The organism is Streptomyces sp. NBC_01481 (genome assembly GCF_026339995.1).
Taxonomy (GTDB): domain Bacteria; phylum Actinomycetota; class Actinomycetes; order Streptomycetales; family Streptomycetaceae; genus Streptomyces.
The window spans coordinates 173,915-194,962 of record NZ_JAPEPT010000002.1 but is presented as its reverse complement, the minus strand read 5'-3'; the positions used below and the strand labels follow the sequence as shown (position 1 = coordinate 194,962).

Annotated in this window: 25 protein-coding genes and 1 pseudogene; 15 read left to right on the top strand and 11 right to left on the bottom strand. The window is 68.8% G+C overall.

From position 1 onward, the window contains the following. The first annotated feature begins 38 nt into the window (after positions 1 to 38). The 3 genes from OOK40_RS11340 (at position 39) to OOK40_RS11330 (ending at position 3,219) form a co-directional block, all read left to right on the top strand. Entirely contained in the window at positions 39 to 1,232 is a 1,194-nt protein-coding gene (locus tag OOK40_RS11340; RefSeq protein ID WP_266479499.1) for an RtcB family protein, read from the top strand. Between the two features lie 94 nt (positions 1,233 to 1,326). Then, positions 1,327 to 1,956: a hypothetical protein gene (locus tag OOK40_RS11335; protein WP_266479497.1), complete on the top strand. Its 630-nt coding sequence runs from the start codon at positions 1,327 to 1,329 to the stop codon at positions 1,954 to 1,956. A 450-nt stretch (positions 1,957 to 2,406) separates the two neighbouring features. Beyond that, on the top strand, positions 2,407 to 3,219 hold the full coding sequence (locus OOK40_RS11330; RefSeq protein WP_266479495.1) for a TIR domain-containing protein: 813 nt from the start codon (positions 2,407 to 2,409) through the stop codon (positions 3,217 to 3,219). A gap of 85 nt (positions 3,220 to 3,304) precedes the next feature. Here OOK40_RS11330 and OOK40_RS11325 read toward each other — a convergent pair whose 3' ends face one another. Further along, complete coding sequence (locus OOK40_RS11325; RefSeq protein ID WP_266479493.1) at positions 3,305 to 4,009, bottom strand: hypothetical protein; 705 nt, start codon at positions 4,007 to 4,009, stop codon at positions 3,305 to 3,307. 192 nt (positions 4,010 to 4,201) lie between these two features. Here OOK40_RS11325 and OOK40_RS11320 point away from each other — a divergent pair, with 192 nt between their 5' ends. Together OOK40_RS11320 and OOK40_RS11315 are read left to right on the top strand one after the other, a co-directional pair. After that, the gene (locus OOK40_RS11320; RefSeq protein ID WP_266479491.1) at positions 4,202 to 4,777 is read left to right on the top strand and encodes a DUF421 domain-containing protein; all 576 of its coding nucleotides are present in this window, start codon (positions 4,202 to 4,204) and stop codon (positions 4,775 to 4,777) included. Positions 4,778 to 4,924: 147 nt separating this feature from the next. Continuing rightward, positions 4,925 to 6,538: an MFS transporter gene (locus OOK40_RS11315; protein ID WP_266479489.1), complete on the top strand. Its 1,614-nt coding sequence runs from the start codon at positions 4,925 to 4,927 to the stop codon at positions 6,536 to 6,538. 196 nt (positions 6,539 to 6,734) lie between these two features. On the opposite strand, the gene OOK40_RS11310 is transcribed toward OOK40_RS11315, so the two are convergent. Then, positions 6,735 to 6,980 (bottom strand): amphi-Trp domain-containing protein, encoded by a 246-nt coding sequence (locus OOK40_RS11310; protein WP_266479487.1) that lies wholly within the window; start codon positions 6,978 to 6,980, stop codon positions 6,735 to 6,737. 69 nt (positions 6,981 to 7,049) lie between these two features. Continuing rightward, positions 7,050 to 7,565: a GNAT family N-acetyltransferase gene (locus OOK40_RS11305; protein WP_266479485.1), complete on the bottom strand. Its 516-nt coding sequence runs from the start codon at positions 7,563 to 7,565 to the stop codon at positions 7,050 to 7,052. Between the two features lie 101 nt (positions 7,566 to 7,666). On the opposite strand from OOK40_RS11305, the pseudogene OOK40_RS11300 reads away from it, so the two are divergent. From OOK40_RS11300 to OOK40_RS11280, 5 genes and pseudogenes are all read left to right on the top strand, one after another. Continuing rightward, positions 7,667 to 8,059, top strand: a pseudogene (locus OOK40_RS11300) (helix-turn-helix transcriptional regulator); the annotation flags it as partial. A gap of 257 nt (positions 8,060 to 8,316) precedes the next feature. Continuing rightward, entirely contained in the window at positions 8,317 to 8,727 is a 411-nt protein-coding gene (locus tag OOK40_RS11295; protein WP_266479483.1) for a VOC family protein, read from the top strand. Between the two features lie 208 nt (positions 8,728 to 8,935). Beyond that, complete coding sequence (locus OOK40_RS11290; protein WP_266479480.1) at positions 8,936 to 9,169, top strand: hypothetical protein; 234 nt, start codon at positions 8,936 to 8,938, stop codon at positions 9,167 to 9,169. Positions 9,170 to 9,417: 248 nt separating this feature from the next. Beyond that, positions 9,418 to 10,179 carry a DUF2306 domain-containing protein gene (locus tag OOK40_RS11285; protein WP_266479478.1) on the top strand — a complete coding sequence of 254 codons (762 nt, stop codon included), beginning with the start codon at positions 9,418 to 9,420 and terminating at the stop codon, positions 10,177 to 10,179. Next, the gene (locus tag OOK40_RS11280; protein WP_266479476.1) at positions 10,176 to 11,600 is read left to right on the top strand and encodes a glutamyl-tRNA reductase; all 1,425 of its coding nucleotides are present in this window, start codon (positions 10,176 to 10,178) and stop codon (positions 11,598 to 11,600) included. Before OOK40_RS11285 ends, OOK40_RS11280 begins: the two co-directional genes overlap by 4 nt. Here OOK40_RS11280 and OOK40_RS11275 read toward each other — a convergent pair. Together OOK40_RS11275 and OOK40_RS11270 are read right to left on the bottom strand one after the other, a co-directional pair. Continuing rightward, complete coding sequence (locus tag OOK40_RS11275) at positions 11,543 to 12,040, bottom strand: YbaK/EbsC family protein (RefSeq protein ID WP_266479474.1); 498 nt, start codon at positions 12,038 to 12,040, stop codon at positions 11,543 to 11,545. The two genes, OOK40_RS11280 and OOK40_RS11275, sit on opposite strands and share 58 nt — an antisense overlap. Next, positions 12,010 to 12,951 carry a DMT family transporter gene (locus tag OOK40_RS11270; RefSeq protein WP_266479472.1) on the bottom strand — a complete coding sequence of 314 codons (942 nt, stop codon included), beginning with the start codon at positions 12,949 to 12,951 and terminating at the stop codon, positions 12,010 to 12,012. Before OOK40_RS11270 ends, OOK40_RS11275 begins: the two co-directional genes overlap by 31 nt. A gap of 65 nt (positions 12,952 to 13,016) precedes the next feature. Here OOK40_RS11270 and OOK40_RS11265 point away from each other — a divergent pair, with 65 nt between their 5' ends. Next, positions 13,017 to 13,961 (top strand): LysR family transcriptional regulator, encoded by a 945-nt coding sequence (locus OOK40_RS11265; protein WP_266479470.1) that lies wholly within the window; start codon positions 13,017 to 13,019, stop codon positions 13,959 to 13,961. Between the two features lie 22 nt (positions 13,962 to 13,983). Here OOK40_RS11265 and OOK40_RS11260 read toward each other — a convergent pair whose 3' ends face one another. Further along, the gene (locus OOK40_RS11260) at positions 13,984 to 14,574 is read right to left on the bottom strand and encodes a TetR/AcrR family transcriptional regulator (RefSeq protein WP_266479468.1); all 591 of its coding nucleotides are present in this window, start codon (positions 14,572 to 14,574) and stop codon (positions 13,984 to 13,986) included. Positions 14,575 to 14,708: 134 nt separating this feature from the next. Between OOK40_RS11260 and OOK40_RS11255 the strand changes: the two genes are divergently transcribed. After that, positions 14,709 to 15,371 carry an MBL fold metallo-hydrolase gene (locus OOK40_RS11255; RefSeq protein WP_266479466.1) on the top strand — a complete coding sequence of 221 codons (663 nt, stop codon included), beginning with the start codon at positions 14,709 to 14,711 and terminating at the stop codon, positions 15,369 to 15,371. 124 nt (positions 15,372 to 15,495) lie between these two features. Here OOK40_RS11255 and OOK40_RS11250 read toward each other — a convergent pair whose 3' ends face one another. Both OOK40_RS11250 and OOK40_RS11245 read right to left on the bottom strand, forming a co-directional pair. Next, on the bottom strand, positions 15,496 to 16,260 hold the full coding sequence (locus tag OOK40_RS11250; protein ID WP_266479464.1) for an SDR family NAD(P)-dependent oxidoreductase: 765 nt from the start codon (positions 16,258 to 16,260) through the stop codon (positions 15,496 to 15,498). Between the two features lie 72 nt (positions 16,261 to 16,332). Then, positions 16,333 to 16,668 carry a YnfA family protein gene (locus tag OOK40_RS11245; RefSeq protein ID WP_266479462.1) on the bottom strand — a complete coding sequence of 112 codons (336 nt, stop codon included), beginning with the start codon at positions 16,666 to 16,668 and terminating at the stop codon, positions 16,333 to 16,335. A gap of 109 nt (positions 16,669 to 16,777) precedes the next feature. On the opposite strand from OOK40_RS11245, the gene OOK40_RS11240 reads away from it, so the two are divergent. Together OOK40_RS11240 and OOK40_RS11235 are read left to right on the top strand one after the other, a co-directional pair. Next, a complete protein-coding gene (locus OOK40_RS11240) occupies positions 16,778 to 17,260 on the top strand; it encodes a hypothetical protein (RefSeq protein ID WP_266479460.1) in 483 nt (160 codons plus the stop codon). Between the two features lie 128 nt (positions 17,261 to 17,388). Beyond that, positions 17,389 to 17,871 carry a MarR family winged helix-turn-helix transcriptional regulator gene (locus tag OOK40_RS11235; RefSeq protein WP_266479458.1) on the top strand — a complete coding sequence of 161 codons (483 nt, stop codon included), beginning with the start codon at positions 17,389 to 17,391 and terminating at the stop codon, positions 17,869 to 17,871. A gap of 197 nt (positions 17,872 to 18,068) precedes the next feature. Here the strand turns inward: OOK40_RS11235 and OOK40_RS11230 are convergent, their stop codons facing one another. From OOK40_RS11230 to OOK40_RS11220, 3 genes are all read right to left on the bottom strand, one after another. Beyond that, positions 18,069 to 18,800 (bottom strand): Mut7-C RNAse domain-containing protein, encoded by a 732-nt coding sequence (locus tag OOK40_RS11230; RefSeq protein WP_266479456.1) that lies wholly within the window; start codon positions 18,798 to 18,800, stop codon positions 18,069 to 18,071. Between the two features lie 12 nt (positions 18,801 to 18,812). Continuing rightward, positions 18,813 to 19,676: an NAD(P)H-binding protein gene (locus tag OOK40_RS11225; RefSeq protein WP_266479454.1), complete on the bottom strand. Its 864-nt coding sequence runs from the start codon at positions 19,674 to 19,676 to the stop codon at positions 18,813 to 18,815. Between the two features lie 138 nt (positions 19,677 to 19,814). Further along, entirely contained in the window at positions 19,815 to 20,351 is a 537-nt protein-coding gene (locus OOK40_RS11220; protein WP_266479452.1) for a GNAT family N-acetyltransferase, read from the bottom strand. A 45-nt stretch (positions 20,352 to 20,396) separates the two neighbouring features. Between OOK40_RS11220 and OOK40_RS11215 the strand changes: the two genes are divergently transcribed. Beyond that, positions 20,397 to 21,017: a hypothetical protein gene (locus OOK40_RS11215; RefSeq protein ID WP_266479450.1), complete on the top strand. Its 621-nt coding sequence runs from the start codon at positions 20,397 to 20,399 to the stop codon at positions 21,015 to 21,017. Positions 21,018 to 21,048 lie beyond the last annotated feature (31 nt).

The window sequence follows — 21,048 nt, the reverse complement described above, 5'->3', positions numbered from 1 at the left end:
TTAGACTTTTCATGGTGTTTCGGGGGAATTGAGGAAGTATGTCGTACGTAGAGATGCCGGGTGCGAAGGTCCCCATCCGGATGTGGGCGGACCCTTCGACGGTCGAGAGCGGCGCGATGCAGCAGCTCCGGAACGTCGCCACGCTGCCCTGGATCAAGGGCCTCGCGGTGATGCCGGACGTCCACTACGGCAAGGGCGCGACGGTCGGCTCGGTGATCGCGATGCACGGAGCGGTCTGCCCGGCGGCGGTGGGTGTCGACATCGGCTGCGGCATGTCGGCGGTGAAGACGTCGCTGACCGCGAACGACCTGCCCGGAGATCTTTCCCGGCTGCGCTCCAAGATCGAGCAGGCGATCCCGGTCGGCCGGGGGATGCACGACGACCCGGTCGACCCGGGACAGCTGCACGGCTTCCCGGCGGCGGGGTGGGACAACTTCTGGGCGCGGTTCGACGGGGTGGCCGACGCGGTCAAGTTCCGTCAGGAGCGTGCGACGAAGCAGATGGGAACGCTCGGTTCCGGAAACCACTTCGTCGAGTTCTGCCTGGACGAGTCCGGCTCGGTCTGGCTGATGCTGCACTCCGGATCCCGGAACATCGGCAAGGAGCTCGCGGACTTCCACATCGGCGAGGCTCAGAAGCTGCCGCACAACCAGGGCCTGATCGACCGCGACCTGGCGGTGTTCATCGCGGACACCCCGCAGATGTCCGCGTACCGGAACGACCTCTTCTGGGCGCAGGAGTACGCGAAGTACAACCGCGCGATGATGATGTCGCTCTTCCAGGACGTGGTCCGCAAGGAGTTCAAGAAGGCGAAGGTGACCTTCGAGCCGGTTATCTCCTGCCACCACAACTACGTGGCGGAGGAGCGGTACGAGGGCATGGACCTGCTGGTCACGCGTAAGGGCGCGATCCGGGCGGGGAGCGGCGACTTCGGGATCATCCCGGGCTCGATGGGCACCGGCTCGTACATCGTGAAGGGCCTGGGAAACCCCGCGTCCTTCAACTCGGCCTCGCACGGGGCGGGTCGCAAGATGAGCCGGAACGCGGCGAAGCGGCGGTTCTCGACGAAGGATCTGGAGGAGCAGACGCGGGGTGTGGAGTGCCGTAAGGACTCCGGCGTCGTGGATGAGATCCCGGGTGCGTACAAGCCGATCGAGAAGGTGATGGAGCAGCAGCGGGACCTGGTCGAGGTGGTCGCGAAGCTCAAGCAGGTCATCTGCGTGAAGGGCTGAGAGCGCTTACCGTCGAGGGGCCGCGGACTCCGCACACTGTGCGACGTCTGCGGTCCCTCCTCGCTGAACTGACTGTCCGGCAGGGAGTTTTCGCGTGGGTACCGATATCAATGGGTTCATCGAGTGCCGAGCATGGCACCTCCATGAGGAAGAGGAAGACGCAGTTTGGCGCGCCGTCATCGACCTGTTCTTCCTCAACATCACCCGGAACTATGACGCGTTCGGCTGCCTGTTCGGGATGCGCAACTACGCCAACTTCCGACCGTTGGCTGGCGAGCGCGGCATACCCGTCGATGCGTCGGAGACGGTTCGTACCGAACTGGATGGTCTCGCCCAATGGCCCGATCAGGCATTCGGCACCACCTGGATCACCTGGACCGAGCTGAAGGCGGTCGACTGGGACGAGTCGGCGGAACTGCCGGACAGCCGCATCCACCAGTACCGGCAGAGCCCCGACGGGTTCCGCTTTGCCGGCAAGTCGGGCTGGTGCCCGGAGTTCGCGCGGGCTGTCGGTCTACGAAAGCACCTGTCCGGCCCCCGGCCGACCTGGCCCGACGGCACGGAATGGCAGATCGGCGACACCCTCTACAGGTCCGAGACGCTCCGTCGGCGGGACGCGGTCCGCGAGGACGGCGAGTGGCAGCCGGTCTGGACGGTCATGGAAACCCTCGCCTCGCAGCACGGCGACGACAATGTTCGGCTCGTCGTCTGGTTCGACAACTGAGTCGACCTGCCGGGGGCAACGGCATGGCCTCCGGTTCGTGGGTGAGATCCCGGGTGCTTGCAAGCCGATCGGGCAGGTCATCGACCAGCAGCGGGACCTGGTGCAGGTGTTGCCATCTGCGTCAAAGGGCTGGCCTTCAGCAGACCACGTGACCGACGGGGCTCGGACTGACAGCAGTCCGGGGCCTGTTTCATTCCTGCACCACGGAGCCAAGACGTGGCGTCGTCGCCCGCGACGCGAGAAAGGGCATCGAGTCGGCTCGGCTTGCGAAGGGGCCACGCCGTAAGGGACAGGCGGCCAAGAGAGTGAACTTTCGACGCTGAAACATCCTGCTTCCGCATGCATGCCCAGTATGACGGATTTGTTCGGCTGGGACATGGCGCACATTGAGTGTGCGCAGTCGCCATCTGCGCGCATTCCTCCTTGTTGCAGCCGACTTGAGAAGAGACCATGAACGTGGATACGTGGACATTGGTAGTCCTCGTGGTGATATCCGGCGTATATGCCGTCATGCGTTACGCGATCGCGGCAGTGACCGCACTCGAAAAGGATGTGATCGCGGCGATCAACTCGCTGCGCAACATCAAAGACGCCGCACGCGGGACGGCCAAAACCGAACCGACCGGACGCCCACCAGCCGCGGGCCCGACGGTCGAGCAGGTTGAGGCCCAGGAGCCGAACACGGCCCCCACAGTGGATCCTCCGGAGGAGCGTCCACCGGCCACCGGGGCACGTGACGTGTCGCTGAGAGCCGAGGTCCGGCCTCAGGCCTCCGCCGCCGCATCGAAGCCGCTTGCCGGCATCCAGCACGAACCGCCCTCGGCTTCCACGATCGAGGATGAACAGGCATGGGACGTCTTCATCTCGTACGCCAGTGAAGACAAGGAGGTCGCTCGCTCCCTGGCCGAAGCGCTCAGGAGCCGCGGCGTGAAAGTCTGGCTGGACGAACTGGTGCTGCGGATTGGCGACTGCTTGCGCCGAAAGATCGACGACGGGTTGGCGCGCAGCACCTTCGGCGTTGTCGTTCTTTCGAAGGCGTTCTTCGCCAAGGGATGGGCGCAGTACGAACTGGACGGCATCGTCACTCAGTCCGTCGCCGGAAGCCAGCGCCTGCTGCCCATTTGGCACGAGATCAGCAAGGAGGAGGTAGCAAGCCGGTCGCCGTCGTTGGTCGACATTATCGCCCGCGACACGAGCACGCACAGCATCGAGGAGATCGCGGAGGAAATCGCCGCGCTGATTGACTCGATCGGAACTGGCTGACGTTCATTCGCGCACCGGCCCTCAGGCAGACTCCTTGAGGGTCGGTGTCCAGACAAGCGGACTGGTGCCGAACCGGTGAGCGCGCTCACTCTCCGAACGCGGCTGCCGTGACTTCCCGTTCCAGTTCCGCGCGGTGGAACTCGTAGGTCCCGATGTCGGAGACCTTGATGAGCAGGCAGAAGCGCTCCACCGACGACAGTTGTCCGGCCACCCGCGCGTACTCGCGCCGCAGGAAGTGGATCGCGGCCAGGTTTGCCACGGACGTCTGCCCGGCCACGAGGAACACCGGGCAAACGGACTCCACGGGCGTGAACTTCGCCACGAGAGCGTACTCCTGGTTGCCTTTGTCGAACAGGAACTTCTCCCCACCGACCTCGATGGCCACCGAGTCCGCACGGGTGCCGTCGTAGGGATGAATGACGACGCCGGGCATGTGGGCGGCAAGGTGGCCGCCGGTGCGGACGTTGGCGCCCCCGGTGGGGCCGCCGACACAGAATTCGGTGCGATCTCCGTTGCCGCCACGGAAGTCGCCGGACTCCAGCGAGACGTGGCAATCCAACTCAGCGGCAAGCATGGCCAGTTCCAGCACCGCCCGTACATCCCGATGATGCGCGGTGCCGGGCGCGTTGTGCTTGTTGCCCAGCACCATCAGGCAGGTCTGCCCGGGCCGGACGCCGAAGAATGCCGCCCTCTTGTTCACAGCCCGAGCGCGCTTGGCCCGCTCCCTCAACCAGACGAAGCCACCGCCGAGCAAGCTCGTCACGAGCCCGATCGCGATGTTCGCGAGCACCGACTGAATCACGCCCCCCTCTCTCCGGCCGGCATCGTTTCACGGCCGGGCGACCGCGTCGAGTGATGGGGAGCACCAGGCCGCAGCAGGGGAAGCGTCCGCCTGATGGCCGGTCAAGAGGGTTGGGGCAAGCCGCCGATGAGCAAGTGGGCGGACCGAAGAGACGCGGGAGACGCGATGTGGCATGACCTGATGAGTGTGGGCATCTCGTACGGCGAGAAGGCGGTGCGCACCGTGCTGGTCTATCTGGTGATCCTGGTGCTGCTCCGGTGGGGCGGGAGACGGGAGCTCGCTCAGCTCAACACCTTTGACCTGGTGGTCATGCTGTTGCTGGCCAACGTGGTGCAGAACGCCATCATCGGACCCGACAATTCCGTGTCCGGAGCCGCCTTCGCCGCTGCCGTGCTGCTCGCGGTGAACGCACTCGTGGTCCGGGCTGCCTCGCTGTCCAGCCGGCTCGGCCGTCTGCTCGAGGGATCGCCTGTCATTCTCGCGCGCGACGGGCAGTGGCTGCCCTCCGAGGTCAGGCGCAGCGGACTGAACCGCGCGGACTTGGATGTCGCGGTCAAACGGCAGGGCGGCGACGATGTCTCCGAGACCACCTCGGTCAGCCTGGAGCCGAGCGGTTCGCTGCTGGTCAGTCTGCGCGAGGGCGACCAGGCGGCCGACAAGAACGACGTCGCCGCTCTGCGAGCCGAGATCGCCGCGTTGCGGCAGCAGCTCACACAGCCCGGGCCCGGATCCGGTTCCGGCGCGGGGCCACACTGACCTGCCCCCTCTTCCGCCCCGCCTCCGGAGGTCCGCGGGCAGGATCGGGCCCGGCGGCGGAGACTCGGCGCGAAAATGTCCGCCAACCGGTTGACCTCCGAGGCGGGCCGAGGAACTGCCGCCGGGGGCGCTGGGACGATGCGCCCCATGACATCCAAAGCGGGCACGGGGAGTTCGACAAAGGCAGGACTCGTCCTGCTGACTCTCGCGGCCGGGCAGTTCCTGATGGCGCTCGACAGCTCCGTCATGAACGTCTCGATCGCGACGGTGGCTGACGACGTCGGCACAACGGTGACCGGGATCCAGGGTGCGATCACGGCCTACACCCTCGTGATGGCGATGTTCATGATCCCTGGCGGCAAGGTCGGCGCGATCATCGGCCGAAAGCGCGCGTTCATGATCGGCTGCTGCATCTACGGTGCCGGATCCCTGACGACGGCGCTCGCCCCGAACCTGCCTGTTCTCCTGCTCGGCTGGTCGTTCCTCGAAGGAGTCGGGGCAGCCCTGATCATGCCCGCGATCGTCGCGCTCGTCGCCGGCAACTTCGCCGCGGAGCGCCGGCCCGCCGCGTACGGGCTCGTGGCCGCCGCAGGAGCCGTGGCGATCGCGGTCGGGCCACTCATCGGGGGTGTAGCAACGACGTACTTCTCCTGGCGCTGGGTCTTCGCCGGTGAGGTCGTGATCGTGCTCGGCATCCTGGTGCTCGCCCGCCGCATCGCCGACGCCCCGACCGGCCAACGCCATCCCCTCGATCTCGTCGGCGCCGCGCTCTCCGCCCTCGGGCTCGGGATCTTCGTCTACGGAGTACTCCGCTCGGACGAATGGGGCTGGTTCCGGCCGAAGCCCGACGCACCCGCCTGGCTCGGGATCTCGCTGGTCGTGTGGCTGATGCTGGCGGGTCTGCTCCTGATCTGGCTCTTCCTGCGGTGGGAGGCCCGCCTGGTGGAGCAGCGAAAGGAGCCCCTCGTGGACCCTGAGCTGCTGCGGAACAGGCAGCTCACCGGCGGCCTGACCATGTTCTTCTTCCAGTACCTCGTGCAGATGGGCGTGTTCTTCGTCGTACCGCTCTACCTCTCGGTCGCACTCGGCCTGTCCGCGCTCAAGACCGGGGCACGCATCCTGCCGCTCTCGCTGACACTGCTCGCCGCCGCAATCCTGATCCCGCGTCTCCTTCCGAACGTCTCACCGCGACGCGTGGTCCGGCTCGGGATCCTCGCGTTGCTCGCGGGTGCGGTGGTGCTGATGGCCGCGCTCGACGCGGACGCCGGTGCGGAAATCGTCACCATCCCCCTCCTGTTGATCGGGCTCGGTATGGGCGCGCTGGCGTCCCAGCTCGGGTCGGTCACGGTGTCCGCGGTGCCCGACAAGCAGAGCGCGGAGGTCGGCGGCATCCAGAACGCCGTCACCAACCTCGGCGCCTCGATCGGTACGGCACTCGCCGGGTCGATCCTGATCGCCGCGCTGACGGCTTCGTTCCTGACCAGCGTCGAGCAGAACGACGCGATCCCGGCCGACGTCAAGAACCGGGCGACCGTCGAACTCCAAAGCGGCGTGCCCTTCCTGTCGGACGCCCAGCTCAAGGACGCCCTCGACGAAGCGGGCACGAGCGAGAAGGTCACCCAGGCCGCGCTCGACGCGAACGAGGCAGCCAGGCTCGACGGCCTGCGCGCCGCACTCGCCATCCTCGCTCTGGCCAGCCTGCTCGCACTGTTCTTCACCCAGCGGATCCCGACCACCCAGCCCGGCTCCGCGAAACCGTAGAGGGGTGCGTACAGGCCTCAGCGGCGGACGATCGGCAGCACCCAGCCGGGACGGTCGGACCCGGGTGTGCTGTACGCGGTTGACCGCCTGGCGGAGGTCCGCCGCCCTCTCACTGGCGATCACGCCGCCGGTGTGGGTGTTTCGGTCGAACCGGGGGAAGTTGCCGACGTCGGCCACAACCGCCTCCGCCCCGACCTCACGGCGATCCCCCTGCATCTGCGGTCGGCCACTTGAACTCGATCTCCAGCTCGATCTCCCCGTTACCGACCTCGACCTCTATCTCACTGCGAAGGTCGTCGGGGATCCGCAGGCTCAGCCGCCCGGGGCCGAGTTCCAGATCGGCATCACCACCGTGCCTCAGTGCGGCCGCGAGCGCCGTGAGCTGATCAGCCGCCTCAAGGCGTGACAGCGAGCGCTTCTGCTCAAACTTGAGGTCCTTCATGGATGTCTCCGATCCGGCAGAAACAGCAGATAACGCCAATTCTGACGCCAGGCACCGGATCCGACATCCTCAAGGCCGGGTGGAGGCCTCGATCCGGTAGAGGAGACTCTGCTGCCCACTCCCGTCGAGCCGTGAGCCCGCCCGTACGCCACCGATCTTCTCCACAGCACGCTGGGAACGCAGGTTGTCGGGCCCGACGAGGAAGATGACGCTGCTGACGAACCGGAAGGCATGGTCCAGCATGAGCTCTTTCAGCTCACGGTTGTAGCGGCCGCCCCAGTGCGACCGGGCCAGGAACGACCAGCCGATTTCGACCTCGTCACGCTCCTCGTCGTACCCGTGGTACCGCGAGGACCCGATGAGACGGCCGTCTTCGTTGTCGATGACGACCAACGCCCCTCCGGATTCCAGGGCGTCGCGAAAGTAGCCGCTGAACGCCCTTTCCAGGTATCGCTCGGGGTCGGGATGCTGCTCCCAGACGAGCGGGTCCGCCGCGACGGCATAGAGGTCTGCGTAGTCTTCCGCGCGGAGTGGCCTGAGTTCGACCAATTCGCCCTTGAGGCAAGGCTGAACGTCAAACAGCATGGAGGAACTCCGTGGATTCGGTCGCGCGGGCATGACCCCCGCCACGTCTCATCCGTGCAGGTCAGCAGGGCTCTGTCAGAGTGAAACGGTAGCCTCGTCCCATGGACGAGCGACACCTTTCCCACCTTGCGCGCCTGCGCCGGGCGCGGGATCTGGTAGACCGGGAGTACGCGCGTCCGCTCGACGTGCCGACGATGGCCCGCCATGCGCTGATGTCGCCAGGGCACTTCTCCCGGGCGTTCCGGGCGGCCTACGGCGAGACGCCGTACAGCTACCTGATGACCAGGCGGGTTGAGCGGGCGATGGCGCTGCTGCGCGGGGGCATGAGTGTGACCGAGGCGTGTATGGCGGTCGGCTGCACCTCCCTCGGCTCGTTCAGCTCGCGCTTCACCGAACTCGTGGGGGTGACGCCGAGTGCGTACCGGGCCCGGGAGCACCGCGCCGTAACGGCGATGCCCGCGTGCGTGGCCAAGATGCGCACCCGGCCGACCAGGGAGCGACCGGGCACGATCGCAGAAGCGGCCCGCGCAGCCGCGGCGGGAGGGGACCTAGGGCCTGTCGTTCGGATCTTGCCGGGTTCGCGTGCCCTGGCACGCACGCTCGCTGCGTTGTCGTCAGTCGCCGACGCTCCGCGTCGGCTCTCCCCCCGCCTTCGGCGGGGGGACCCCCATCCTCCGGCCTGCGATCGCACGCACCAGACCCCGCTCACTGATCCGGCCTGATCCAAACGACAGGCCCTAGCCTTGGTTCCATGACCGTTTCACTTCAGTACTGCCATATCACCGTCAACGATACGGACGAGTCGCTCGACTTCTACCGTGACGCGCTCGGCCTTGAGGTGCGCAACGACGTCGCCTCGGGCGGGTTCCACTGGGTCACCCTCGGCAGCGCGTCCCAGCCGGACCTGGAGATCGTGCTCAGCGAGCCGCACGCCGGCCGATCCCAGGCCGACGGTGACGCTCTGCAGGAGCTGCTGACCAAGGGAGTCCTGCCGATGGTCGTGTTCCGCGCCGACGATCTCGACGCGACCTTCGAGAAGGTGCGGGCCTCCGGCGCCGAGGTGCTGCAGGAGCCCGTCGACCAGCCTTGGGGCCCGCGCGACTGCGCGTTCCGGGACCCCTCGGGCAACATGGTGCGCATCTCGCAGGCGCCCAAGGCGTAGGCACCGCGAGCCATCGGCTTCCGCGCTGCCGGCACCGGGGTAGGGCGGCCCCGGGATCAACTGCCATCGCCCACGCGCGAGCCGCTCAGCCGCCCTCGGCGGCGGGCGCCGGGACTCCGTCTCTGGCCCAGGGGAAACGTAGCGGCGTCCCCATACCCGCCGGTCCGCTCGACATGTGCGCGTCGCGTCCCTGCCACACGCTGTAAGCATGACCAGCGATGCTCAAGAGGCGTTCCACCCCACCCCCGTCGTCGTGCTCGCCGTAGTGCCCAGCGAGCCGCCGTACCGCCTGGTGGAGATCAACGGGGAGGTGGCCGGGCCCGCCTACACCATGCTGGATGTGATCAGGCTGGCGCACCGGGCGGGGCTGACCCATATCGACGTCGACGATCCCGCGGTCGTGCGATGGGTCGGCGGAGGCAAGTACAAGTGGGTCCCGTGAGCGGGCGGGTTTCCGGCGTACAGGGGTCATGCCCCCGATAGCGCCCCGCTTCCGCGACAAACGACCCCGGACCGCACCAACGGTCCCGGACCCCGGCATCGGCTCGCGTCCCGTCTGCTCGTGCTGTTGACCAGCACGTCGGAGGCGGGCCGGGATCGGTTTCTTGCAGACAAGTGAATGCCTCTAACATTGCTGCTATGTTAGAGCCATTCACATCGAGGAGCCGCACGAGGACACCAGGAGTCCCCATGACCACCGTCGCAACCCCCGCACCGCGCAGGCAGCGGCGCCGAACCGGCGGCTCGAAGTGGAGCTGGGCCTGGGTGGCCCTGTCGTCGGTGGCCATCGCCGGCTACTTCGTCGGCCAGTACGCCCAGGGCACCCTGGACTCCCTCGCCCACCAGGAAGTCGGACTGGCGGATACGTACGCCCCCCGCGCGCTGCCGATCCAGGTGGCCTTCTACATCCACATCGTCACCGCCGGACTGGCCCTGGCCCTGGGGCCGTTCCAGTTCTCCCGCCGCATCCGCAGCCGCCGCCCGCGCGTCCACCGCTACACCGGCCGGGTCTACGTCGCCAGCGTCCTGATCGGCTCGGTTTCCGGGTTCGTCATGTCGATGTTCAGCTCCGTGGGCCTGGCGGGCTTCTTCGGCTTCGGCTCGCTGGCGGTGCTGTGGGGATGGACGACGTGGCGTGCCTACGGCGCCGCCCGGCAGCGCGACTTCCGCAGCCACCAGGCCTGGATGATCCGCAGCTTCGCGCTCACCTACGCGGCAGTGACGCTGCGGTTGTGGTTCGGCGTGCTGATCTTCGCGCAGATCCCGTTCATCCACGGCGCGGACCCGTTCACCACCATCATGCGCGAGGCCTACGCGCCCCTGCCCTTCCTGTGCTGGCTGCCCAACATAGTCGTCGCAGAGTTCATGATCCTGCGTCGTGGCCTGCCCTCACTGCGCATGACCAACAGCGTCGCCGCGGCCAGGAGCCAGGTCAGCGGGTCACGAGCATGAGCGTCCTGATGGTCGGCCTCAGCCATCGCACGGCACCAGTGACCCTGCTGGAGCGTGCCTCCCTCACCGGAGATGCCCCGCAGCGGCTGCTGCGCGCTGCCGCTGCGGCGGCTCAGGTGAACGCGGCGGCGCTTGTCGCCACCTGCAACCGGATCGAGCTGTACGCCGACGTGGACAACGTCCGCGCAGGGGTTGCCGAACTGTCCGAGCTGTTGGCCGAGTACACAGGAGTCGACCCGGAAGAGCTGACCCCGTACCTCGGCGTCCGCCATGGGGACCGCGCCGTGCAGCATCTGTTCTCGCTGGCATGCGGGCTGGACTCGATGGTGGTCGGCGAGGCGCAGATCCTGGGCCAGCTGCGCAACGCGCTGTCGCTCGCCCAGGATGAGCACACCGCAGGGAGACGCATCGGTGAGCTGTTCCAGCAGGCACTGCGAGTCGGCAAGCGGGCGCACAGCGAGACCGGGATCGCCAGAGCCGGCCAGTCCCTGGTCGCCTTCGGCCTGGAGCAGGTCGCGAAGCGCGTGGGCCCGATCGCGGGAAAGCGCGGGTTGGTGGTGGGCGCGGGCTCGATGAGCTCGCTGGCCGCGGCGACGCTGGCGCGAGCCGGGGTCAGCGAGCTGGTCATCGCCAACCGCACCCCCGTGCGCGCGGAGCGGCTGGCCGCGACGCTCGCCGCATACGGCGCGAGGACCGTGCCGTACGAAGACGTCGCCACCGCGTTGGCCGAGGCCGACGTCGTCATCTCCTGCGGAGGAGTCGCGGGCCGGAACGACACGAGCAGCAGTCGCGGCGGGCGGCAGACGGCACCCGCGCCGCTGGCAGTGCTCGACCTGGCGATGCCGGGTGATGCCGACGCTGCCGCACGCGAGCTCGAAGGCGTGCACCTGGTCGGGCTGGACACACTGGCCGAGGCCGCCCGGAACGTCGAGGACGCCGCCGGGGCGCTGGATGTCGCGGCAGTACGCCGGATCGTCGCCGAGGAGGTCGACTCCTTCACCGCCGCCCAGCGTGCCGCCGGGGTCACCCAGACCGTTGTCGCCTTGCGAGCCTCGGTGTCCGAGATGGTCGACTCCGAGCTGGAACGCCTCTGCGGTCGGCTGCCCGAGCTGGACGCCACTACCAGGGCCGAGCTGACACAGAGCTTGAACAGGCTTGTCCGCAAGGTGCTGCACGCGCCGACGGTGCGGGTCAAGCAACGGGCGGGCGAGCCGGGCGGGGAGTCGTACGCGGAGGCACTGTGCGAGCTGTTCGGTCTGGACCCGGCTGCGGTCCGGACGAGCCCGGCGGTGGCGGATCGCCCGCAGACCGCCCCACCCGCGGTCCGGGTGGCCCGGCCGGATCAGCGGGCACGTGAGCTGCGTCAGTTCGAGCCCGGACCGGCGATGCGCTCGACGCGCGGCTCGGCGAGCCTCGCGTAGTCCGCGCCGGAGATGGCCAGCGAGCGATCAAGGCGGGCTGCGTTGAAGTAAAGGCACGGCTGCGCAATGACGTCCGGGTCTGCGACGAGTTCAAGTTCAGGGTCGAAGCTGAAGGGCAGGACGGTGCCGGGGACGGCATGGGCCAGTCGCTCGGCAGTGGCTGCGTCGCAGAATCCGACGTAGCGGGCGGCGAACAGCGTACGGATGGCGTTGAGGTCCACACGCCGGTCCCCGGGGACGACCGCGAGCACGTAGCGAGTGACTCGCCGGTCGATCTTGACGATCAGGATGAGGCATTTCGCGGCTTCCGACACGGGGTGTCCGCGCAGTGCGCTGACAGTCTCGGTCGTGCCTTGCGGCTCATGGTCAATGAGCTTGTACGCGGTTGCGGTGCTGTCGAGCAGGCTGATCAGACGCTCGTAGGTGCCGTTGTCCGGCATGGGGACTCCTCATTGTTGGTGGTGCGGTGGGCGCGTTCGATGCTCTGCCCCCAGTACGTTCCGGTGACCATGAGCGCCGCCCCGAGGCCGGCAAGGGTGGTGAACTTTTCGCCGCCGAGGCCGATGCCGACCGCGACCGCCCAGACCGGTTCGGTGCCCAGCAGCAGACTCGCCCGGCTGGCGGAGCTGTTCTGCACCGCCCAGGTCTGGGCGAGGAAGGCGAACACGCTGCAGAACAGGGCGAGATAGACGAGCTGGCCCCACACCGCCGCATCGACCTGAGTGAGCGTCGACAGGCCGCTCGCGGCCGGCATGACGAACAGCGCCGAGCCGACAACCGTCTGGACGGCCGTGAGCTGCAACGGCCGCACAGCGCGGCCCTTCGTGAGCCGCCCCACGAGCGCGACGTGCGCTGCGCGCACCACCGCGGCGGCGAGCATCAGCATGTCGCCGATCCGGGGAGTGTGGAAGCCGCTGCCGGACATGAGCAGTGCAACGGCCAGCAGGCACACGCCCGTGGCGGCGAAGAAGCGCGGGGGCAGCCGGCCGTTGCCTGCCGTGCGGTCCAGCAGTGGGGTGAGCACGATGGTGAGGCTGATGATCAGGCCCGCGTTGGCCGCGCTGGTGTGGGCGACGCCGTAGGTCTCAAGAACCAGGACAGCAGCCTGTGTGATCCCCAGCCATGCCCCGACACGAACCTCATCTCGCGTGTAGCGCCCATTCCGGCGGCGGGCGGCGACGAGAGCGAGGCAGGCGATCGCGGAGATCGCGTACCGCGCGAACAGCACCATCAGGACCGGCAGGGCATAGGTGGCCGTCTTCGCGGCCAGGTAGCTGGAGCCCCAGACGATGGCGACAAGGAGAAGCACTGCGTCAGTGCGGCGGGCGTGGAACACGCCCCTACGCTGCATTGCCTCCACTCTGAAGCCAAGAACGAGCTTCTTCAACGATCCTGAAGCATCACTACACTGAGAGGGTGAACGAACGGCAGTTGCAGATCTTGCGGGAGCTCGGCGAGCTGGGAAGCGTCACCGCGACCGCCGAGGCGCTGTTGATGACGCCCTCGGCAATCTCCCAACAGCTACGGCTGCTGCAACGCTCGATCCCGGTCCCACTCACTGAACGTGACGGACGGCGGTTGGTGCTCACCGATGCCGGACAAGCCCTGGCCGGTGCGGCGATCGAGGTGGAGACCGCGCTTGCCAGGGCACGGCACACCATCGAGGAATTCGTCGACCAGCCCGACGCTGATGTGTCGGTAGCGGCTTTCCACAGCGCGGCCGCCGCATTCTTCCCACTGCTGCTTGGCCAGGACGGCCCTGGACGCCCGCAGCTCTCGCTCGCCGACGAGGACGTCGCGCAAGACCAATTCCCGCGACTGACCCGGGACTACGACCTCGTACTAGCCCACCGTCTCGACCAAGCGCCACCGTGGCCGACTACGGTCACCGCCGGCACGCTGCTGCGTGAACCGCTCGACATCGCCCTTCCGGCAGACCACCCCTTGGCCGCCAAACGACGCCTCACCCCGCGAGACGTCGCGGATCAACCCTGGATCACCGTTCATGACGGCTTCCCGCTGATGGCCACCATCGATGCCATCTCGACTGCGGCGAACCGACGGCTCAACATCGTCCATCGCATCAACGAATTCACGGTGGTCGCCGAAGCCGTGGCCGCCGGAGGCGGCCTGGCCCTGATGCCCCGCTGGACCACACGTCCGCACCCCGCACTGATCCTCAGGCCTCTCAGCGGCGTGCACGCCCGACGCCACATCGATGTGCTCCACCGCCCCGAGCGTGCCGCACGGCGAGCCGTACGGCTGGTGCTCACCGAACTGGACCGTGCGGCCGCAACGATCCAGGGCCGAGACGTGAGCGCGGGTTCCGGCGGGAATGAGACACCGGCTGACGAAGCCTGAACCGGCGCATTGTGTGCCGTACCTACAGTCCGAAGAGCGCTGACAGGGTGTCGGTGGCGAGGGCTTCCGGAGGCTCGTTCAGGCCGAACCGCTCGTGGGGCTGCCGCAGGTTGAGCAGCGCGAGACCGTGCAGGGTCGCCCAGATGGACCGGGACATCAGTTCCGCGGACACCGTGGTGGGGATTATCGCGCTCTGCTGAGCTTCGTCGACGGTCCGGAGCAGCACCTCGAAGGACTCGTAGCCCTTCGGTTCGGCGCCCGGCCGGGCGCGGAACATCGTCGCGTACAGGTCTGGGTGGTCGTGCGCGAATCGCACGTACGCCCCTGCCAGGCGGATCAGCCGCTCGCGGACGTCGGCCGTGTCCGATGCCGTGTGTTCGAGGCTCTTGTGCAGAGTCGCGTAGCCCTGATCGGCGACCGCGGCCAGGAGATCGTCCCGGTTGGCGAAGTGACGGTAGGGGGCGGAGGTGCTCACGCCGACGCGGCGGGCGAGCTCGTTGAGGCTGAACTGGTCGTGTCCCCGTTCGGCCAGGATCTCCCTGGCTCCGTCGATCAGCGCCTGCCGGAGCGCTCCGTGGTGGTAACTCGTGCGTGCCACCTGCTTGGCTCCCATCTGTCCACGCTATCAACGCGCCCGCCGGATGCGTGGCGGGTATCTGTTTCCGAAATTATGTGAACACCTCTAACATCCATGCTATGTTAGAGGTGTTCACATCGTCGAACCTTACCAGGACACGTGGAGAAGCCATGACCGTCTACGCCGTCAAGAACGTCGCCTCGTCCGCCTTTCTCGTCACTGACGGCCGCCGGGCCATGATCGTCGACACCGGTGTCGCCGGGCGGGCCCCGGCGATGCTCAAGCAGATCGCCGACGCGGGCCTGCGCCCCGCCGACGTTGGGCTCATCCTGCTCACCCACCACCACGCGGACCACAGCGGTTCGGCGCTGGAACTGCGGGAGGCGACCGGAGCGCCCATCGCCATCCACCGCGACGACGCCGAACAGCTCCGACGCGGCGGGCGGGTCGACCTGCAGCCCACCAGCCTGATGCCTCGGCTCATGAAGGTCATGCTCGCCAAGGCCGAAATCCCGGCCATCGAGCCCGACATCGTCCTCGGCGACGAAGAAGACCTGAGCGAGCACGGAGGAATCGGCCGATCCTTCGTGACCCCCGGCCACACCCCCGGATCTGTCTGCGTCCTCCTCGCCGACAACACCATTCTGGCCGGCGACGCCCTCTCCGGCGGCATGCTCCGAGCCCGGATGGCGCGCAAGCCGATGTTCGCAACCGACCTGGACGCCGCCGCCCGCAGCATGCGTGCCATCGCCAACCATGCTCCGACCACCGTGTACGTCGGCCATGGCGGCAACCTCACGGCACCCTCCGTCGCACAGCTGAAGACCTGCTGAAGCCGCCCGCGACCTCAGACACAGTGCGGTGGGCCCTGTACGTGGGGGCAGCGCGCGGGCGTGCACCCGGCCGGGTGCAACGCGTACCAGGCCTCGCCTCGGCGACTGGGACGGAGGGTGGGGCCTACAGCTCGCGGTGGACCTTGGAGTTGGAGGCCTGGGCGCGGGGGCGGACCACGAGGAGGTCGATGTTGACGTGCGAGGGGCGGGTGACCGCCCAGGTGATGGTGTCCGCCACGTCGTCGGCGGTGAGCGGCTGGGCCACGCCCGCGTAGACCTTGGCGGCCCTCTCCTCGTCGCCGCGGAAGCGGGTCGTGGCGAACTCCTCGGTCTTGACCATGCCGGGCGCGATCTCGATCACCCGGACCGGGGCGCCGACGATCTCCAGGCGGAGGGTCTCGGCGAGGACGTGAGCGCCGTGCTTGGCGGCGACATAGCCGCCGCCGCCCTCGTAGGTCGCGAGGCCCGCGGTGGAGGAGAGGATCACGACGGTGCCGTCGCCTCCGGAGGTGAGGGCCGGGAGCAGCGCCTGGGTGGTGTTGAGCGCGCCGATGACGTTGACCTCGAACATCTGGCGCCAGTCGGCGGGGTCGCCGGTGGCGACGGTGTCCGCGCCGAGTGCGCCGCCCGCGTTGTTGACGAGGACGTCGCAGCGGTCGAGGGACAGGGCGAACTCGTCGACGGCCGGTCGGTCGGTGACATCGAGGGCGTACGCGGTGGCACGGTGGCCCGCGGCGGCGAGCTCGGCCGCGAGCACTTCGATACGGTCCTTGCGGCGGGCGGTGAGGACGACGTGGTACCCGGCGGCCGCGAGCCCGCGTGCGGTGGCGGCGCCGATGCCGCTGCTGGCTCCGGTGATGACGGCGACGGGGGTCCCAGCGGCGGTCATGTCGTACTCCTCGCGCATGTGATCGATACGGGCCCAGGATAGGCGGCGGGTCCCGCGAGCGACGGCACGGCGTCAGCGGCTCCGTGGTGCGTACATGATCAATGCCATGCCCGCCAGGCAGACCAGCGCCCCGATCACGTCCCAGCGGTCCGGGCGGTAGCCGTCGGCGACCATGCCCCAGGCGAGGGAGCCCGCGACGAAGACTCCGCCGTACGCGGCGAGGATCCGCCCGAACTCGCCCTCCGGCTGGAGCGTCGCGACAAAGCCGTACGCACCGAGGGCGATGACGCCCGCGCCGATCCAGATCCAGCCCCGGTGCTCCCTGAGTCCCTGCCAGACGAGCCAGGCTCCGCCGATCTCGAAGACGGCGGCGACGAGGAAGAGGGCTGCGGAACGGACGACGAGCATGGGGGCAGCCTGCCACGCGAGGCTTCCGGAGCCCGGCGCAAGGTGCCCAGGACTCGCCGGGGCTGACGGGCAATCAGCAATATTTACAGTCAAAAGGTATCTTCCGGTCATGTTCGTGATGCGCAAGGAGCTGTCGGCGGTCGCCGCCGCGGTGGCGATGGTGGTCGGTGCGGGGACGAGCGCGGGTGCGGACGGCCTGGCGATCGCACCGGAGGCGGATGTCGCGCACCACGGCCATGTCTCGCTGACGAGCGGGCGGCTCGGGGTCTCGCTGGTCTCCGAGAATCATGGCCCCGCGAGCCTCGCGGACGCGACCGTGCGGGTGTCCTTCTCGGTGCCGATGGCCGGTGCCCAGGTGCTGCCCGCCAGGTGCCTGTGGGGCGGCGACAGGGTGGTCCTGTGCGCGACCGGCGCGCTGCGGGCCGGTGGAACCGGCCGCCGGATCACTCTGGACCTGCGGACGGTCGGGACGCCGGCCGAGGTCGTCGTAGGGGTCGGCACCCAGTGGAACGGCGGCGCGACCGACCGGAATCCGGACAACAACGAGCATCGGGTGCTCACGCCCGCCACCGGGGACCTGTACGCCTTCTGAGGGGCGGACAGGTCGCCTGCGCCACGCATCGGGCTGATTCAGCGGCCCTGTGCCCAGGTGACACGTCCCGGGAGGAGGTGATCGCCTGGCTGGCGCCGACGGTTCAGCTTGGTTCGTACAATCTCTGCATGACGCAGAAGAGTGCTGCCGGTCGCGGCAGGCTGATGGACGAGCTGTCCACCGCCTCGCGGCGCTACATGGCCTCGTACGCCCTGTTCAACCAGGCCCTCGCCGACCATCTGCGGTTGCATCCCACCGACTTGCAGTGCCTCAATCTGCTGGCGCTCGAGCCCGGCCCGGTGACCACCGGACGTGTCGCCGAGCTGACCGGGCTGACCACCGGGTCCGCGACGCGGCTCGTCGACCGGCTGGAGCGGGCCGGATATGTCACGCGCGAGCGCGACATCGACGACCGGCGGCGGGTGCTGGTGACGATGGTGCCCGAGCGCATGGCGGAGTTCGGCGAGGTGTGGCAGAAGCTGAACGGCTCGTGGTTCGCCATGTTCGACGAGTACAGCGATGAGGAGATCGCGCTCCTCACTGCGCATATGAGGCGGACGGTCGAGCTCAGTGCGACGCAGGTGGAGCGCTTGCGGGGCGGCGAGCTCTGACGCGGGGCGCGGGGCGCGCCGGGTGCGGTGCGGGGTGCGGGGCGCCTGCGGCGGGCTTTCCCCAACCCGCCCCTCCCCGAACTGGGGGCAAGCCCCCAGACCCCCCGCGCCGGCTTCGCGGCGCGAACCGGGGCTCCGCCCCCGAGCCCCCATACGCCCTTCTGGGGGGAGTGTCCTCAAACGCCGGACGGGCTGGATTATGCGGCGTCGCCGAATTCCCTCAGTGCCTCTTCGACGATCGCCTCCAGGCGGGCATGGTGCGCGCCCCGCCAGTACACGCGCTCGCAGGCCGTGCACCGCGCGAACACGTCGTACGTCCGCTGCGTGCCCTGCTGCAACTGGTCCTGGACCGAGTCCTTGTCCGCATCCGTCAGCTGCCCGTTGCACGCCGTGCAGCGGGTCCAGGGTGCGAGCCTCGGCGCGAACCGCTCCAGTACGTCCCGCAGTTGGTCGTCCGGGCGGTCGCTGTAGATGTACGCCCCCGCCCAGATCTCCCGCCGCCTCAGCAGTCCGCGGTCCCGGGAGAGCAGGACCCGCTGCTCCTTCGCCGAGAGGGTGGCCAGTGCCGGGTCGCCGATGTCCTCGTTCTCGTACGCGGCGTCGAGGCCGAGGAGCCGCAGCCGTCGCGCCAGCGTGCCGAGGTGGACGTCGAGCAGGAAGCGCAGCGGGGCTCCGGGGACCTCCTGGGGCCGTTCGACGCCGAACACCTCGACGGTCTCGCCCGTGCTCGGGATGTGGGAGACGGGCACCTCGTGGCCGTCCACGAGTACCCGGCCCGCCTCGGTGAGCGGGACGCCGAGCGACTCGATGACATGGCCGAGGGTCGACGATCCGTCGGTGACCAGGGCCGTACGTCCCTGGCGGCGGTCCGAAGGGACGAAGAGGCGCAGCTCAGGGGCGACGCTGAGATGGATTTCCGGTCCGTTCACGCCGCCAGCATGTCATCGGGCGGCCCGCGTCAGCCAGGCCGTTTTGAAGGCGTCGGCGTTCTCCGCCGCCCACGCGGCGAAACTGCGGGCCGGGTGGCCGGTCAGTTCCTCGACGGCGTCGGTCAGCGGCGTGGGCGAGCCGTCGGTCGAGGCCCAGTAGTCGAGCAGTCCGTCGGCGAAGGCGCCCGGCATGTATCCGGCCATGGCCGCCTTCCAGGCCTCGCGGGTCACCGTTGTGTAGGGGAAGGGGCTGCCGACCGCGCGTTCCAGGATGGCGAGTTGTTCGGTGAAGGTGAGGGATTCGGGGCCGGTCAGGTGGTACGTCCTGCCGCGCAGCTCCGGCCGGGTGAGCAGCGCGAACGCCGCCTCGGCGATGTCGCGCTCGTGGATGGGATCGCCGTAACTGCCGGGGTACGGCAGGTCGATCGAGCCCGCGGACTCCAGCGCCCAGCGCCACTGGAACGCGTTGGCCGCGAAGGCGCCCGGCTGAAGCACGCTCGTCTCGACGGGCGAGGCGGCAAGTGCCTGCTCGACGGCGAGATGCGACGCGGCGATCGGGTTGTCGGCGGCGCCCGGATCGAGGACGGAGCTGGAGGAGAGAAGCACGATGTGTTCGACGCCCGCCGCCTCGGCGGCGTCGAGGAACGCGCGGGTCTGCGACGGCTCCGCGTACAGAAAGACAGAGGCCACGGAGTCGAGGGCGGCCGGGAAGTTCGCGGGATCGTCGAGCGCGCAGTGCACGGCTTCGACGTCCGTCGGGAGGCTGAGCTCGTCGGGAGCGGCGGAGGCGGCGCGGACGTCGGCTCCGGCCTCGTGGAGGAGCGCGATGAGGGCGGAGCCGACTTTGCCGCGGCTTCCGGTGACGAGGACGGTCATGGGTGAGGTTCCTTGAGTGAGTTGCGCATTATTTGACGCCACACAGAATCTGCGTGACGCAGATAAATATCCGTGAAAGTGGCCCTCTCGTCAAGCAGACCCGCACCAGGCGCGCGTCAGCCGCGCGCTAGCCGCGCGTCAGCTGGTGGGCGGAGTCCCCCACAGGTCCAGCCGCCAGTCGTTGGACACCGCCACATGGCCCGGTGGGTACTCGAAGTCGCACTCGCCCAGCAGCTCGAAGCCCACCTTCCTGCACACCGCGTTCGACGGGCCGTTGTCGGGCGGCGGGAACGCGTGCAGATAGCGGTGCTTGCGCTCGGCGCGCGCCGCCTCGACCACCGCGCGCGTGCCCGATGTCGCGATCCCGCGCCCCTGGAAGCCGAGAAGGACGCCCCACCCCGTCTCGTACACCTCCTCGCCCTGCCAGGTCCTCTCCCAGAAGCCGACAGAGCCCACCGACTCCCCGGTCTCCTCCAGGACGATGCGGTACATCCGGCCCCTGCCCGTACGGTCAAAGCTCAGCTCCACATAGCGCGCGTGCCGCTTGACCAGCTGCTCTTCTGTCTCCGGGCCTCCCAGGTGTTCCATCAACTCCGGTGCGTTCGCAGCCCGGAGAAGGTCGAAGTCGTCCTCGGACCATGGCTCGATCCGTACCGCCGATGCTTTGATCTCCATGTCACGCACTGTAAGACGGGGGTCGGACAACCGGGGGTCCTGAGGATGAGCTTCACCGGTGTGTGGGCGATCGGTGCCGTCCCCGATGCCGAAGTCGCCGCCCTGCCCGGGCGTTTCGCGCACCTGGAGGGGGAGTGGGTCACGCCCCCGGGCTACGCCGCGGATCTGGCGTGGTGGCTCGGCGGCGGTGACCGCGAACCGTACTTCACGCCGGGGCCCACGCACGCAGCCCTCCGCTTCGCCGCCTTCGCGCGCAGTGGCGGCCCCAGCGCGCCGGCCGTCGCCGCGATGAAGGAGGCGGGCATGGACCTGTTGCGGGACGCGGAAGGGGAGGCCGCGTTCGCGGCCGCGGCTCGCAAGGGCGATCCGGCCGTCGCCCTCTGTTACGGGCTGGGAGCCAAGGCCGTGGCCCGGCTGCCCGGCTGGTTCGGCGACTTCCTGCTGACCGCCGCCGAGGTACGGGCCGTCCTGCCGCAGGCCGAGTCCGTGCTCGCCGTCACCGGGCCCTGCCGTACCGAGATCATCGGCCGTGTCGACGCCTGGATGTCGGCCATGAGCGACGAGCCCGGCTTCGACGCGCGCACGCTGCTGGACGGGCCGCTGCGGGTGCTGCGGTACGCGGCCGCCCATGGCACTGGCGCGGTCGGAGTCACCGAGAGTTACTGACAGCTAGGTCCTGTCCGGCCGATCAGGCCGG

Excerpts from the sequence above, each read along its gene's own strand:
- OOK40_RS11340 (WP_266479499.1), top strand. The coding sequence starts at position 39 with ATGTCGTACGTAGAGATGCCGGGTGCGAAGGTCCCCATCCGGATGTGG.
- OOK40_RS11330 (WP_266479495.1), top strand. The coding sequence starts at position 2,407 with ATGAACGTGGATACGTGGACATTGGTAGTCCTCGTGGTGATATCCGGC.
- OOK40_RS11320 (WP_266479491.1), top strand. The coding sequence starts at position 4,202 with ATGAGTGTGGGCATCTCGTACGGCGAGAAGGCGGTGCGCACCGTGCTG.
- OOK40_RS11315 (WP_266479489.1), top strand. The coding sequence starts at position 4,925 with ATGACATCCAAAGCGGGCACGGGGAGTTCGACAAAGGCAGGACTCGTC.
- OOK40_RS11310 (WP_266479487.1), bottom strand. The coding sequence starts at position 6,980 with ATGAAGGACCTCAAGTTTGAGCAGAAGCGCTCGCTGTCACGCCTTGAG.
- OOK40_RS11305 (WP_266479485.1), bottom strand. The coding sequence starts at position 7,565 with ATGCTGTTTGACGTTCAGCCTTGCCTCAAGGGCGAATTGGTCGAACTC.
- OOK40_RS11295 (WP_266479483.1), top strand. The coding sequence starts at position 8,317 with ATGACCGTTTCACTTCAGTACTGCCATATCACCGTCAACGATACGGAC.
- OOK40_RS11290 (WP_266479480.1), top strand. The coding sequence starts at position 8,936 with ATGACCAGCGATGCTCAAGAGGCGTTCCACCCCACCCCCGTCGTCGTG.
- OOK40_RS11285 (WP_266479478.1), top strand. The coding sequence starts at position 9,418 with ATGACCACCGTCGCAACCCCCGCACCGCGCAGGCAGCGGCGCCGAACC.
- OOK40_RS11280 (WP_266479476.1), top strand. The coding sequence starts at position 10,176 with ATGAGCGTCCTGATGGTCGGCCTCAGCCATCGCACGGCACCAGTGACC.
- OOK40_RS11275 (WP_266479474.1), bottom strand. The coding sequence starts at position 12,040 with ATGCCGGACAACGGCACCTACGAGCGTCTGATCAGCCTGCTCGACAGC.
- OOK40_RS11270 (WP_266479472.1), bottom strand. The coding sequence starts at position 12,951 with ATGCAGCGTAGGGGCGTGTTCCACGCCCGCCGCACTGACGCAGTGCTT.
- OOK40_RS11260 (WP_266479468.1), bottom strand. The coding sequence starts at position 14,574 with ATGGGAGCCAAGCAGGTGGCACGCACGAGTTACCACCACGGAGCGCTC.
- OOK40_RS11255 (WP_266479466.1), top strand. The coding sequence starts at position 14,709 with ATGACCGTCTACGCCGTCAAGAACGTCGCCTCGTCCGCCTTTCTCGTC.
- OOK40_RS11250 (WP_266479464.1), bottom strand. The coding sequence starts at position 16,260 with ATGACCGCCGCTGGGACCCCCGTCGCCGTCATCACCGGAGCCAGCAGC.
- OOK40_RS11245 (WP_266479462.1), bottom strand. The coding sequence starts at position 16,668 with ATGCTCGTCGTCCGTTCCGCAGCCCTCTTCCTCGTCGCCGCCGTCTTC.
- OOK40_RS11240 (WP_266479460.1), top strand. The coding sequence starts at position 16,778 with ATGTTCGTGATGCGCAAGGAGCTGTCGGCGGTCGCCGCCGCGGTGGCG.
- OOK40_RS11235 (WP_266479458.1), top strand. The coding sequence starts at position 17,389 with ATGACGCAGAAGAGTGCTGCCGGTCGCGGCAGGCTGATGGACGAGCTG.
- OOK40_RS11225 (WP_266479454.1), bottom strand. The coding sequence starts at position 19,676 with ATGACCGTCCTCGTCACCGGAAGCCGCGGCAAAGTCGGCTCCGCCCTC.
- OOK40_RS11220 (WP_266479452.1), bottom strand. The coding sequence starts at position 20,351 with ATGGAGATCAAAGCATCGGCGGTACGGATCGAGCCATGGTCCGAGGAC.
- OOK40_RS11215 (WP_266479450.1), top strand. The coding sequence starts at position 20,397 with ATGAGCTTCACCGGTGTGTGGGCGATCGGTGCCGTCCCCGATGCCGAA.